The organism is Wolinella succinogenes DSM 1740, from assembly GCF_000196135.1.
GTDB lineage: Bacteria > Campylobacterota > Campylobacteria > Campylobacterales > Helicobacteraceae > Wolinella > Wolinella succinogenes.
In genome coordinates this window covers 1364030-1377732 of record NC_005090.1, presented here as the reverse complement: position 1 = coordinate 1377732, position 13703 = coordinate 1364030, and the positions used below count along the sequence as shown (strand labels likewise).

Genomic DNA, 13703 nt, shown 5'->3' with positions numbered 1-13703 from the left:
CATTGCCTTCTTTTAATCCAATATTCACTCAATTGTTGTGATTGGATTTAGGTTGAATTTATGCAAAAAGCGCATAATGCGACCAGCGATCTCTTTGGTTGAGGATTTTTATGAGAACAATTGATTTAGCCCGTTTGACAGGGAGCTCTCTGCGAACAGCGGCGAGCGCGAAAAAGCTTGTCAAAGAGGGAAAAGGGCTAGCGGGAAGCCAGTCTAAGGTGCTGATGGTGGCTAATTTTTATGCTAATCATCTTTTGAGCAAGGGTTATCGGCGTAAGTTGCAATACAATACCGCCCAACCCATTCCTTCCGCCGATATTTTGGCGGCTTTTGCGGGAGAGAAGCACTTGGCTTGGATCGCTGAGAGGGTTTTTTCTGACTTTTTGGTCGATGATCTCATTGCGATGATTCAAGACCTTCAGATTCCTCTTTTAGACGTAGAGAAGAGCTTTCATGCTTCTTTGTCGCAAAAGCCTGCCATGCAAAAATTCATCCAAAGTATTCATCGTGTTTGCCAAACAAAAAAGACTCTTTGAGCTCGCTCGCCTCATCCTTGATGTGCAATTCCCCCGTTCTCTTTGGGCTTTTGGTGGAGGTACAGCGCTCTCAGCAATGTATTGGCAGCATCGACTCTCCACTGATATTGATATTTTTCTTTATGGGGGCAAGATATTCTGAGTCTCATCCCCAACCCTAAAAATCGCCAGCTTCAGTCCAAAATCTTCAAAGAGCTCTATGATCTTGGTTTTGTCGATTTCTATCACAATGGTTACTATTTAGAGTACTCTTTTGGGGAGAATGCGAAGATTCAATTCATGCCAAGCAATGCGCTGACGGCTAAGCCGTGGTCTCCCATGAATGTGTTTGGCTATGCAGATATTTGTGTCGAGAGAATTGAGGAGATCATCGCCAAGAAGATATTTTATCGCTACAAAGAGCTCAAGCCCCGAGACATCATCGATATTGGCGTTGCTCTCAAAAAAAACAAGAATCTCCTAGCGACCTTGGAGCGGAATCCTCACTTTTCCCTTGATCTTTTGGCTGATTTTGCGGGGAGAATCGAAGCGGCGAACCAAAATGGACGCCTTTTGGAGGTGGTGCGTCAAGAGGCGGACGTGTTGCAGATGCAGGGGCGCTACAAAGAGATGGCCTACGAGGCGCCTCACACGATTGTTTCTAAAATCGACTCCCTTCTGGATAGGGCGAGCCTGGCTCTTTGGGAGAGGCAAGAGCGCAAAGGCTTTAGCGGATCTTGATTTTGAACCGCGCCCCCTCTGCGGTATTCTCCACGGTGATGATTCCATCCATATTCTTTTCGATGATCATTTTGCTCATATAGAGTCCAATTCCCGTGCCTTGGCGTGAATGCTTGGTGGTGAAGTAGGGTTCAAAAATCTTCTCCATGGGATGGGCGCGAATTCCTCCCGCATTGTCTTCAATTTTGACGACAGAGTAGTTTTTTCCATTGATAAGCTCGATATGGATTCGAGGATGGGAAATCTCCCTGGAGATGAGGGCGTCTTTGGCGTTGGAGAGGATGTTAAGCACCACTTGGGAGTATTCATTGGGGTAGCCATAGGCGATGCGATCCCCTCTTTCTCGAAACTCAAGGATGATATTGTGATAGCGTAAAGAGGCTTCGATAATAGCGATTGCTTTTTCGCACGCAAGGCGGACGCTGAAGGGTTCTTTGATTTTGGAGGGGGTGAAGAAGTTTTGAAAGTCGCTAATGGTGTGGCTCATGAAAGCGGTGATTTCGTTAGTTCTTTCCACTTGCGCCTTGAAAGTCTCCTCGGTCAAATCTTTGAAGTGGTGCTTCACTTGAAGATTCATCAAAATCGCGCCAAGCTCGCTTAGGGGTTGACGCCATTGGTGGGCAATATTGCCGATCATCTCCCCCATGCTAGCGAGTTTGCTCTGCTGGATTAAGAGCTTTTCTTGCTCGCTCCGTTTCTCAATCTCCTCTTTGATTTTGGATTCGAGGTTGTCGATCATATCGTTGATTACATTTTTGAGGAGTTTGAGCTCGTGGGCTTGAGCCATGGTCTCCAAACGAGAGGAGAGGTGACCGCTTTTGAGTTGAGTGACCACGGAGATGGCGTTTTCAACGAAGAGAATATCCTGCTCAATATCTCTAGCCGCCTTGAGAATGTTGTGATTGAGGAGCTTGGACATCTCTTCAAGCTCATCCCTGCTTTGGAGGGAGATGGGTTTGGGGCGGGGAATTTTGCGCTCTAGGTAGTCAAAGAAATCTTGAAGCCCCTCTTGGAGGGTGAGAATCGAAGAGACGATGTGTCGTGAGAGAAAGTAGCCAAGCAAAAAGACGAGAATCGAGAGAATGACGACGGCTAGAATCACCTCATACTTAAGAATCTTGGCACGTTCTTGGATGTGGGCAAAATTCCCTTTGGCTTGGGTGATCTCTTTGGACTGAAGGGCTTTAAGACGCTCTAGGAGCTCATAGTAACGAGTGCGTTCTGTGGTGTTGGCATTGACAAACGCTCCCTCCTCAAAGCCCTGCGAGACATAAAGGCGGGTTTGGTTGAGGAGGCGCAGATACTCCTGCCATGCAGTTTGACTCTCTGGATCAAGGGAGAGAAAGCGTTCATCCAGCTTGGCGATAGAGGAGATGAGCTCTTGTTCGATGGAGCGGCGGAAGCTTTCATTGGGCGACATGACTAGGGACAAGGACATCTCTCGCAAGAGATTGAGGGGCTCAATGTAGTGCTCTTGAAGGCTTTGGATGGTGGTAGAGTTCTCAAAAAGGGTGCGAGTGCTGGTGATATTCTCCTCGCTCACGCTAAGAGCTTTGTGCGCTAAAAAGATCATTCCGATGAAAGCCACCCCAAAGAGTAGAAAGAGCTTGTATTCGATTTTGATCTTTTTCATGGCGTGATTCTTTGTGGCAGGATGGGTTTTTGGAGCGATTCTGGATAGGGCTTGTCTCCGCGCAAAGACCAGTGCTCGCTTGTCACCTCGGCTTTCCAAAGGGGTTGAAGCCCGATTCCATGTGGGGTGAAGTGGAGCTCTTTGTTCATCCCATAGACGGCGTGAGGTGTGGGGATGAAGAGCATATAGGCTTTCTCTTTGGCGCGCTGGATGATGGTTTGGCACAGCGCTTCAAACTCAGGCGTTCCCTGCTCGTGCCGAAAGAGCTGATTGATAGCCTCTCGCATCTTGATATCTCCTGTGACAAAGCTCCATGGATTTCCCTCTTGATAGCGGATAAAAATAGGCCAAGGATGGCGACCATACCAGTCTTGTGTCCCTTGGATGAGCATATCCCACTCTTGCGTTTGCTGGTGATTCTTTTGGGCGAGATCATAAATCTCTTTTTCACTGGTGGTGAGGAGAAACTCTAACTCCACGCCATAGCGCGAGAGTTGATATTCAATTCCTCTCCACAAAAATAGGAGCGAATCTTGAGTGGCAACTTTGAACTTTAACCCTCGAAGAATCTCATGAAGCTCACGCAAGCTAAAAGGACAATCCTCGTGGGTGTAGGCACCCGTGTTGGGTCGTCCCTCCTTTTTGTAGGTAAAGTTGAGGAGATTCTCTTGATTGAGCGCACAATTGAGGGCTTGTCTGACTTTTGGGTCAAAGACCTTGGAATCATGCTTATGGAGATTGAAATAGATGGTGAAATTGTTGGTGGAGGGAGTGATGATGAGCTTGGTGTAGGGAGAGAGAAGGGTTTCAATCTTTTTATTGAAGGGGATGGGCATGAAGTCAAGCTCCCCCTCGCGCTCCAGAAGCGATTCTAAAGCGCTTTGCGTCTCAAGCTCGGTGAAAACAGTGATTGTCTCTATCTTGGGAAAACCCTTCTCCCAATAGTAGGGATTGGCTTTGAGGATGGCCTTGGGGGTCTGTTTGCGACCCGTGATCATCCCTTCGACTAAGATATAAGGTCCAAGCCCATAGCTCCCTGCGCTTTTGATATTCGCTCCCGTCTCGGCCCCTCCCCAGCCATATTGGCGAAGGTAGGCGTCTGAGTAGAAGAAGATTCTCGCTAGGTCTCGAAAGAGCATTCCATAGGGTTGGGAGAGGATGAGGCGAATCTTGTATGGAGAGACCTTTTCGACCGCCTTAAGGGAGCGGTGAATATCGGTGTAGTTGAAGGGTTGGGCGAGAAAGTAGTCAAAATTTTTAATCACCGAATCGGCGTTAAAAGGGGTTCCATCCTGGAATCGAACCCCTTGGCGCAAGGTGCACTCATAGAGCGTGGGAGAGAGCTTGGGGCAGTCGGTGGCGAGGGAATATTCCCAGCCTTGGTCATTTTCAGCGAGTCGCACTAATCCTTCATTGATGAGGCGAGAGACATAGACATAGGGCATAGAGGGAAAAAGGACCTTAATATGCGATCGAGAGTCTCGCTCTTTGATGGCTCTAGAAGCGCTATCATCCTCCCTATAGGACGATTCTTGAGCCAAAAGCCCAAGGGTTAGGAGACTTAGGAGAAAAAGTTTAGCCTTCAAAACTGTAGCCCGCGAGGGAGTGATTCTTGATGCAAGGGATTCCTAGCTTTTTGCGCAGATTCTTCACGAGCGTTCTTAGGGCATCCGTGCTCATAAATTCCCCCCGCCAAACCTGACTTTCGATCTCTTCGTAAGGGATGAGTTGCCCCTTTTTGCGCAATAAAAGCGCTAAAAAGTCACTCTCTTTTTGGGTGAGGGGAGTCTCTCTCTCCTCTTTGATGAAGAGACGATTTTTGAGATCAAAGCGAACGCTCCCACACTCCAGCACAATTCCCCGCTCCTCCTCAATATCCTCGATGCAGAGCCTTAGAACATGGAGTAGCTCCTCTAGCGCTATGGGCTTGATGAGATACTTCTCCATTTTCAGTTCCACGGCACTAAGGAGATACTCTTTGTCCGAATGGGCGGTGATCATTGCGATGGGGGTGTGTTTGTCGTGTTTGCGAATCTCGCGAACCATCCAAAGTCCATCTCGGTGGGGCATCTTCAGATCGGTGAAGATGATGTCGGGTCGATGGGTGTAATAGCACTCAAGCCCCGCTTCTCCATCTTCTGCTTCATAGACCTCTTTGAGGTAGTAGGAGAGAGTATCGACCATCGGGCGGCGAATCCCCTCCTCATCCTCCACATAGAGTAGGGTGAGGTTTTTGAGCGATTCTTGCCAAGCTTCCATGGGCGACCTCCTTTGGGGGGATGAAAATATCATGACGCTATTCTTGACTCTCTACCCTGATAGAACGATAAATTGTCCGTTTTTGAGCCTTGATTCCTAGTGATTCTTTGAGAGTCTCAAGGAGATCTTGGGTGAGATAGCCCACGCCTTGATAGAAGGGGGTGAGGGCATTTTTTTGGAGATAGGCGAGGCACTCATTGGACCATGGGGTGAGACGATACTCCAAAAAAGAGAGGAGCAGGGCGTTTGGAGAAGGATTGGCAATATTTTGCTCCAAGAGAAGCGCTAAAAACTCTAGTTCGCTAGCGAGATGATCGCAGGGCTCGTGGGGATAGAGGGTTGGAGTGAAATTGAGCGAGGCGTAGAGCTTGCTCAATTCATCGGATTCTTGGGTGAAAGTTTCGCCACTTGATTCGAGATAGTAGGAGGCGTACGGAGGGGCTTTGAGATACTCCTCATCAGCGATAAAGAGGTGTGTGAAATCCGCGGCTATCTCCGAAGAATCGTCATATCTAAGGGATTGCTCCCAGAGCTCTTTGCCTTGGGTGTTGGCAAAGTGGGGAGAGGTGATGAACCACCCCTGAAGCAAGCCTTGCTGTTTTAAGAGTTCAAAGCGCTTCAAAGAAGGAGGTTCAATGAAGAATCCACTGAGGATTTTTGCCCCTAGGGCGAAGGCTTCATAGTCCATCTGTGTCTCCTCTACCCAAGCCAAAGATGGGTATGGATGAGGCCATAAAAGAGCACTCGCGTGCTAAAGACTCCAAGCAATCCAAAAAGCAGTGCAATCGCTCCGATACTCCTTGGTGAACCAAAGGGGAGCGTTGAGAAATCTTTCAAAAACCAAAGGAGCAGCGCCAGCACACTCAAAATCACCCCCGTACCCAAAAAGAGGGCGTAGTGCTCTCCTAAAAGAGTGTAGGCGCTCCCTATCCCTTCAATTTGGCTCTGACCCACATGGAGGGTGTAGAAGGCAAGACTTAGGCAGAGAAGGGCAAAGCCAATAAGTGAGAAGAGGAAGGCTCCAAGACGATCTTCGTGGGTCAGGTCGTGCAGAATTCGATAGAGTAGTCCACCCAAAAAGAGGGCGCTAGATCCAAAGAGCCAAAGCGTGAGGGAGAAGTTCCAAGTGAGCACGGTGTTCTGCATGGAGCCATAGATTCCACTCATGAAAAAGAGCGTCACGATTCCCGCTAGAGGGAGCAGATAGAGCGCGAGCAGGGTGCCTGTGTAAAAGAGCCAGATTCCTAGGGCAAACAAAACTCCCACGCCAAGAATCTCATTAGGAAGCCAAGCGATATGCCAAGCACCCCCTGATTCAAACGCTCCAAGACGCATCAAGAGGTAAGGCGCATGGGTGGGGTCGCCAAGATGAAAAAGAGAAGGAAGCAGGGCGATAGCTAAAAGGAATAAAAAGGTCAGGCCAAAGCGCTTCCTTGAAGCGAGCGTGGAAGTTTTGGCTCGAGTGCTTAGTGCATAGACAAACGAAAATCCCACGACAGCTTGGGTCATCACCGTGAATAGGACGAGCGGAAGCTCGCCTAGAATAAGATTAGACAATGTCATGATTCACCTCCGAATGGTTTTGTGGAAGATGGAAAATGCCTCTAGAATCACCTGAGGGCTGGGAATTTTTCTCTGGTTTGAGGCAGAGATTGGGACGGGTGCGCTCATAAGGGGGAAGGGGGGCGATGGAAGCAGCGTGGCCATGCTTGGCTCTAAGCTCTGTGATAGGGCCTGCCTCAAGCGCTCTAAAGGGGCATGATTCCACGCAAAGTGGGGCTAGATTCTCCTCCAAACGAGTTTTGCAACCATCGCACTTGCTCATGTGTCCTTGGCGTGAGTCAAATTGGGGCGCTCCATAAGGACAGGCCATCGCGCAGGCTTTACAGCCGATACAGCGACTTTGATTCACCTCGACAATTCCATATAGCCCTTTGTGCATCGCGCCCGTTGGGCAGGCTTTGATACAGGCGGGATCGTCGCAATGATTGCACGCTATGGAGGTGTAGTAGGCGAAGACACCCACGGGTGTGGGGGTGTCTGGATTTTCGGTGAGCCAAGCGCCTCCCTCGAACTCCACTACGCGTCTAAAATTCACTCCCAGTGGAGAATCTTTGCCATCCTTGCAAGCCATTTGACAGGTTCGACAGCCCACGCATCTTGTCTGGTCGAGATAGAATCCAAATTGTTGATTTTTTTCCATGATGATTCCTTTTTCACTTACACTTTACGAATCTGTACCAAAATCGAGTGTTGAGGATTCCCTTTGGCGATAGGGCTTGGCTCAAGCGTGGTGAGAGTGTTGATGCATCCCCCCTCGTCGATTCCGTTTTTGGGCTTGTACCAGCCGCCTTGGTGGCAGACGGAGACTCCCGGCATGATCTTGGGGGTGACTTTGGCGGTGACGATGATCTTGCCAAAGCGATTGAATACAAGCACTCTATCGCCCGTTTTGATTCCTCTAGCTTTGGCATCCATGGGATTAATCCATGCCTCATGGGGGTTGATTTCTCGAATAGGCGCACTCTCCCAAAAGCTAGAGTGAGTCGTGCCCTTGTAGTGATAGCCAAAAAATTGCAGAGGAAACTGCTCTCTGGCCGGATCCAAAGGCCCCTCTTTGGTGTTGATGAACTCAGGAAGCGGAGTGATCTTTGCTCCTTCGGGCAGAATCCAAGTTGCTGCCTTTTGAGCAAGCTCTTCGCTATAGATTTCGATTTTGCCTGAGGGGGTTTTGAGCGGATTGGCCTCAGGATTTTGCACAAACCCCTCAAACATCACCTTGGGTTTTTTCGCGCGCGGGGCTTTGTAGAGTCCTCTCTGGCGCATCTCCTCAAAGCTTGGAAGCTCAGGTTTTTTCGCGCGTGTCTGATTCCATAGATGCTCCAGCCACTCCACTTGGGTGCGTCCCTCGGTGAATTCTGCTTTAAAAGACTCTCCTCCTAGCCGCTCAGCCAAAAGAGTGCACATCTCATAGACACCCTTGCACTCACCCAAAGGTTCGATCGCTTTTTGGCAGTAGATGACATAGGGGCGGTCGCTGGAGTAGCCTGCGCTAGCACGAATGAAATCTTCTTGTTCAAGATGGGTTGCATCAGGGAGGATGATGTCGGCGTATCGATTGCTTGGAGTTCGGACGATGTTGATATCTACGATCATCTCGCATAGCGTCTCATCTTCGAGAATCTTGGCCGTGCGATTGCTGTCGCTGTGCTGGTTGATGAGGCAGTTTCCGCCCGTATTCCAAAGAAATTTAATCGAGCTTTTGAGCTTTTGAGTGCCGCGCACGCCATCTTTGATATCCGTCATCTCTTCGCCGTGCAAAATCGCATCCGTCCAAAGGAAGCAGGAGATTGAATCTTTAATGGGGTTTTTGGAGGGGAGCCACGCAGGATCAATGGAGAGAGTGGAGGTCTCTCTAGCTCCATTGTTGCCTCCTAGCATGCCAATATTGCCCGTCATGGCCGCTAGCGTGGCGATGGCACGGCTGCTCTGTTCCCCATTGAATTGTCGTTGAGCACCCCATCCTTGGGCGATGAAGCAGGGTTTGGTGGTGGCAATCTCTTTGGCCAAGCGTCGAATCGTCTGAGCGGGAATCTTGGTGATTCTCTCTGCCCATTCGGGAGTTTTGGGCGTTTGATCCTCTCCTCTTCCCATCACATAATCCTCGTATGAGCTATTTTCTGGGGCGGAATCGGGCAGGGTTTCGCGAGAGAATCCCACGCAGTATCGATCTAAAAAAGCCTTGTCATGAAGGTCTTCATTGATCATCACATACGCCATTGCCGCGATGAGTGCCGCATCAGTGCCTGGTGCAATGGGAATCCACTCATCGCATGCCCCAACCATGCTATCAGAATAGCGAGGATCGAAATGGATGATTTTAGCGCCACTTTTTTGGAGTGCCTCTTTGTAGGAGTAGCCTGTTCCGCCCCCACTCATACGGGTCTCCACGGGATTGTTGCCAAACATCACTACCAGCTTGGAGTGGGCGATGTTGGCGATATCACTCCCCGCGCTTGTGCCATAGAAGTGTTTGAGTCCATCCGTGATTTGGGCGGTAGAGTAGGAGTTGTAGTAGTTGAGATGACCGCCAAATTGCGCTAGGAGTCTCGCCCAAGGTCCCTTGGTGCAGCGAGACATGATGCCTCCCGTGGTGCCTGTGGCGTAGTTGACATAGATTGCCTCGTTGCCATATTTCTCCTTCACCTGAAGGAGTTTTTGAGCGATCGTCTCTATCGCCTCTTCCCAGCTGATTCGGACAAATTTGCCCTCGCCCCGCTTGCCAACGCGTTTGAGGGGGTAGAGAAGTCGATTGGGGTTGTAAACTTTGAATCGGCTCGATCTACCTCTCACGCAGGCTCGCACTTGGTGAGCTCCAAACTCATCTTCTTGGGTGTTGTCTGTCTCGATTCGCGTGATTTTCCCCTCTTTGACAAAGACGCGTAAAGGACATTTGCTTCCGCAGTTGATGGCGCATCCTGCCCACTTCATCTCCTCGTTTTCCCCCTTGGAGAGTGACTCTTTTTGGGCAAGCGAGGGGAGGGGAAGGAGTGCTCCAGCGGCGATACCCCCGCCTAGTGCCCCGCTCCATTGTAAGAATTGTCGTCGATTGATAAGATGCATATTCGCTCCTTGAGTGATCGATGAATCGATGGTGTTCAGAGAGGATTGTATTGGGAAAAAATGGGGAAAAAATGTCGTGCATTATCAGTGATGAAATCCGCTGAAGAAGAGCGTTTAGGAACGATTTTAGGAACGATTATTGAAATATAATCCGCTTTGTGCTACTATCCGCCCAAAGGTCGAAACTAAACTCCCCCAAAGGTCTCTCAATGCACTTGATTAAAGCTTACATGGATCACGCGATTTTCGGTATTTTGGGCTTCATGAGCCTTTTGGCGCTAGCATACGCGATTGAGCGATTCCTCTATTACAAAAACATCAAAGTTGATCGGTATAAAGATGTGAATCAGCTCGAAAATGACTTGACACAGAATCTTACGATTCTTTCCATTATCGGCTCAAACGCTCCCTATATTGGCCTGCTTGGCACTGTGATTGGAATCATGGTCACCTTTTATGACATGGGTAGTGGCGCAGGAATTGACACTAATGCGGTGCTCATCGGACTCTCTTTGGCGCTCAAAGCGACTGCACTTGGGCTTTTGGTGGCGATTCCTACGCTGATCGTCTACACGGCGTGTCTGCGCAAAGTGGATGTTCATATCGCCGCATGGAAGAGCCTCGATCATGCGGCTTAAGCGACCTGAAGGGCTCAATATTGTCCCCTTTATCGATGTGATGCTGGTGCTTTTGGCGATTGTTTTGACGATCTCCACTTTTATTGCACAAGGGAAGATCAAAGTTGATCTGCCTGAGGCTTCATCGGCCGAGACAAAGCCATTTGATCGGAAGCTTGAGATTGTGATCAATGCGGATAATGAACTTTTTGTGGACGAGACCAAGGTGACGCTTGATGAGCTTCGCGCCAAGCTCGCCCCTTTGACCAAGGATTTTCCTGTGGTTTTGAAAAGCGACAAGGAGAGCAAGTTTGATATCTTCATCCAAGTCGTGGATATACTAAAGGCTAAGGGACATGAAAACCTCCAAATCGTCGCCAAACAGCAATCCTAATCCTCCTTCTAGGTTTTGGATGGGGCTTTGGGCCTCTTGCCTCATCCACTCTGCACTCATTTCGGGAATCCTCTTTTTTCCTGAGGAGACACTCAAACTCCAAGCTCCAGGTCAGACCATCACGCTCTCTTTGGCAAAGATTGAATCTGCGCCCAAACAAGAGACTCCTCCTCCGCCTGAGCCTGTGAAAGAGACCCCTCCTCCACCCCCTCCCAAGGAGGTGAAAAAAGAGCTTCCAAAGCCTAAACCCAAGCCCGTGGTCAAGCAGACTCCTGTGCCTGTTCCCAAGGAGGAGCCCATTTTAGAGGAGAGCCCTGCTGTGGCGGAGAGCCATCCCCAAGAGGTGAATGTTGCAACCTCGAGTGCCCCTGCTCCAAGCTCTATCCTCCCCCAGGGGGAAGCGACGGCCACAATGGAAACAGATAGGGCGCTTTTGGAGAGGATTTATGCGGCGATTCTTAAGCACAAAAGCTATCCGCGTCAAGCCATCCGAATGAAGATGGAGGGTGAAGTGGTGCTTGAGTTTGGGCTCAAGGATAATGGAGAGCTCTCGTGGGTGAAAGTGGTGAGGGGATCAGGCTATACGCTTTTAGATGGTCACGCTATGGAAGTGCTCAAAAAGGCTTCAGCAGACTTTCCTTCGCCTAATCGGCGAATCAAAATCCAAGTCCCTATCGCGTATGAGTTACTCTAGGTAATATTACTAATTCTTATTATTTAGAATTTTTTAATCTTTAAGTTACTCCTTATTATTTAGTAATAGAATTCATTCTCATTATAAAACAGTAAGGAGAGATTCTGTGCAAAAAGTTGGAAGTCGCACAAGGGGAAGGGGCATTTTGGCTATCGCTTTGCCAGCATTTGTGGCCTCGTCTTTGGGGGCAAGCGAAGAGGGGGTGATCGAAAAACTAGAGCCCATCAAGGTGACCACCGCCACCAAACAAGAGAGATGGGTCGAGGAGACCCCTATGGCTTCGCTCATCATCACGCAAGAAGAGATTGAGAAGCTTGGGGCGAGCACGCTTAGGGAGGCGCTTGAAAATAGCGCTGGAGTCTATGTTTCACCCGATGGCAGGGGGATGGTTATGCGCGGTTTATCGCAAGACAACGCTCTCTTTTTGCTCGATGGCCGCCGAATCAAAGGGGAGTTTAGCAACACCTACGAATTAGAGAGAATCCCTGCAGGAATCATTGAGCGCATCGAGATCATCAAAGGACCCTCTAGCGTGCTTTATGGCTCTGATGCTTTAGGGGGAGTGGTGAATATCATCACCAAGCGCCCTCAAGAGGGGCTAGGCGGAAGAATCGAAGTGAGTGGGGGCACCAATTCGCACGGGAAGGGGTCAAAATCTCTTTTTGATCTTCAACTCTATGGTGGAGATGAGCGAACCTCTTTTAGGGCCTATGCGAACGCACTTGATCGTAATCCCTACGCCGAGCAAGAGGTGGCGAATGTGCTTGTGAGGCAGGCAGGAATTGATCGCAAGCCCTCTGCCACCACGGGGGGTGTCTTTGCTCCCATACGAAACAATGTGAAAGATTCGTATGGAGCTGAGGTGGATTATCGAGATGATGCGGAGGTCTTCACTGCAGGGGGCGCGATTCGTCAAAGGCTCGCCGAGAATGCTTCGCTCCGAATCGAAGCCAACTACATGAAAGAGGATCGACACAGCCGTTATATCGCCGCTAACTACCCAAGCAACTACTACAACGGCGCCAATAAAATCATGGTCTTTAACACTCCTGCTGAGTGGAGAGATGACAATGAACGCTTTGATGTGGCGGCGATTTTGGATTGGGAGGTGGCTAGAGAGCTAGACCTTCGATACACCGCGGATTACACCAAATATAAAAAATATCGCAACATCTACTCTCTTATCTACGCAGACTTGGGTTATGCGAGCTCTGCTGCCTCGGCAAACTCCACCAACATCACCACGATGGAGCAGTGGAGTCATGAGTTGATGGCGACATGGAATCCTAGTCCAGAGCATACCCTCACCACAGGAGCGGAGTATCGCACCAATGATGTCGAATCGACCGCCTATAACGTTAATGATCGTAACTACAAATCAGCCTACGCGCAACATGAATGGCGACTCACCCCAGATCTTAATCTCGTCTATGGCGCGCGTTATGATCGCACCTCCATTGGGGAGAATCAGACCTCATTCCAAGGTGGATTAATCTACTCTTTGAGCGATAAAACCAAGCTCCGCTTTAACTACGCCCAAGGCTTTAAAGCGCCCGATGATAGGGTGCTCTATGTGAATCAAATCAATCCCCAAGGGCGCGCAATGTTAGGCTCTGAGGTACTTACGCTGGACAAAACAACCGCCAGCACGCTTAAAGCCGAGAGCAGTGACACCTTTGAAGCAGGAATCACGACACGAGGAGAGCGATGGAAGTATGATCTTGGAATCTTCAAGACCAAAGTGGACAACAAAATCGAGCAGGTGCAAGAGGTCGGTGCGGTGAGTGGTATCGCCTACAACACCTTTAGGAACGTGAGCGAAGCTGAGATCAAAGGGGTGGAGAATTCGCTTGGAATCATGCTCCATGAGGATTGGTGGATCGAGGGAGCATTTAGCTATATCGATGCGATGAATAAGGCTGAAGATATCAAGCTCATGAATGTGCCAAAAACTCTAACCAATCTTTCTATCGAGTGGACGCCTTTAGAGGCTTGGAGTTTCAGGCTCATGAGCCGAACCATCGGTGAACAATACATTTCCGAAGAGGAAAAAGTGGGAAGCTTTACGCTAGTGGGGCTCAAGGCGAGCTATTCCCCCTCTTTTGTCAAAGGGGGAGAGATTTTTGGCGGAATTGACAATCTGCTTGATCGAAAAGTGCCAACGATTCTTGGAGGAGACCCTGGGCTCTTCTTCTATCTTGGCGCACGATATAACTTTTAATCAAAG

The 13703-nt window shown here is 49.4% G+C and carries 14 protein-coding genes; 7 read left to right on the top strand and 7 right to left on the bottom strand.

Features of this window, described 5'->3' with window-relative positions; all coding sequences use genetic code 11:
* Positions 1-110 precede the first annotated feature (110 nt).
* From WS_RS06845 to WS_RS06840, 3 genes are all read left to right on the top strand, one after another.
* Entirely contained in the window at positions 111-536 is a 426-nt protein-coding gene (locus WS_RS06845) for a hypothetical protein (RefSeq protein WP_011139284.1), read from the top strand.
* On the top strand, positions 508-678 hold the full coding sequence (locus tag WS_RS10850) for a nucleotidyl transferase AbiEii/AbiGii toxin family protein (RefSeq protein ID WP_158305207.1): 171 nt from the start codon (positions 508-510) through the stop codon (positions 676-678). Before WS_RS06845 ends, WS_RS10850 begins: the two co-directional genes overlap by 29 nt.
* Positions 679-815: 137 nt before the next feature.
* A complete protein-coding gene (locus tag WS_RS06840) occupies positions 816-1256 on the top strand; it encodes a nucleotidyl transferase AbiEii/AbiGii toxin family protein (protein WP_011139283.1) in 441 nt (146 codons plus the stop codon).
* Here WS_RS06840 and WS_RS06835 read toward each other — a convergent pair.
* From WS_RS06835 to WS_RS06805, 7 genes are all read right to left on the bottom strand, one after another.
* Positions 1243-2889, bottom strand: a complete 1647-nt coding sequence (locus WS_RS06835; protein WP_011139282.1) for a sensor histidine kinase — start codon at positions 2887-2889, stop codon at positions 1243-1245. The genes WS_RS06840 and WS_RS06835 overlap by 14 nt on opposite strands.
* The gene (locus tag WS_RS06830; protein WP_173355311.1) at positions 2886-4334 is read right to left on the bottom strand and encodes an ABC transporter substrate-binding protein; all 1449 of its coding nucleotides are present in this window, start codon (positions 4332-4334) and stop codon (positions 2886-2888) included. Before WS_RS06830 ends, WS_RS06835 begins: the two co-directional genes overlap by 4 nt.
* Before the next feature lie 130 nt (positions 4335-4464).
* A complete protein-coding gene (locus WS_RS06825) occupies positions 4465-5148 on the bottom strand; it encodes a response regulator transcription factor (RefSeq protein WP_011139280.1) in 684 nt (227 codons plus the stop codon).
* 37 nt (positions 5149-5185) lie between these two features.
* Complete coding sequence (locus tag WS_RS06820) at positions 5186-5836, bottom strand: TorD/DmsD family molecular chaperone (protein WP_041571847.1); 651 nt, start codon at positions 5834-5836, stop codon at positions 5186-5188.
* 11 nt (positions 5837-5847) lie between these two features.
* Entirely contained in the window at positions 5848-6711 is an 864-nt protein-coding gene (locus WS_RS06815) for a DmsC/YnfH family molybdoenzyme membrane anchor subunit (RefSeq protein WP_011139278.1), read from the bottom strand.
* Complete coding sequence (locus WS_RS06810; protein WP_011139277.1) at positions 6698-7351, bottom strand: DMSO/selenate family reductase complex B subunit; 654 nt, start codon at positions 7349-7351, stop codon at positions 6698-6700. The genes WS_RS06815 and WS_RS06810 overlap by 14 nt, the downstream gene beginning before the upstream one ends.
* Before the next feature lie 17 nt (positions 7352-7368).
* Positions 7369-9771, bottom strand: coding sequence for a DmsA/YnfE/YnfF family dimethyl sulfoxide reductase (locus WS_RS06805; protein ID WP_011139276.1), 2403 nt, complete (start codon positions 9769-9771; stop codon positions 7369-7371).
* Positions 9772-9980: 209 nt separating this feature from the next.
* On the opposite strand from WS_RS06805, the gene exbB reads away from it, so the two are divergent.
* The 4 genes from exbB (at position 9981) to WS_RS06785 (ending at position 13697) form a co-directional block, all read left to right on the top strand.
* Complete coding sequence (gene exbB, locus WS_RS06800) at positions 9981-10409, top strand: TonB-system energizer ExbB (RefSeq protein WP_011139275.1); 429 nt, start codon at positions 9981-9983, stop codon at positions 10407-10409.
* The gene (exbD, locus tag WS_RS06795) at positions 10399-10782 is read left to right on the top strand and encodes a TonB system transport protein ExbD (RefSeq protein ID WP_011139274.1); all 384 of its coding nucleotides are present in this window, start codon (positions 10399-10401) and stop codon (positions 10780-10782) included. The genes exbB and exbD overlap by 11 nt, the downstream gene beginning before the upstream one ends.
* A gap of 19 nt (positions 10783-10801) precedes the next feature.
* The gene (locus tag WS_RS10675) at positions 10802-11476 is read left to right on the top strand and encodes an energy transducer TonB (RefSeq protein ID WP_049770668.1); all 675 of its coding nucleotides are present in this window, start codon (positions 10802-10804) and stop codon (positions 11474-11476) included.
* A 106-nt stretch (positions 11477-11582) separates the two neighbouring features.
* Complete coding sequence (locus WS_RS06785) at positions 11583-13697, top strand: TonB-dependent receptor plug domain-containing protein (protein ID WP_011139272.1); 2115 nt, start codon at positions 11583-11585, stop codon at positions 13695-13697.
* The last annotated feature ends 6 nt before the right edge of the window (positions 13698-13703 follow it).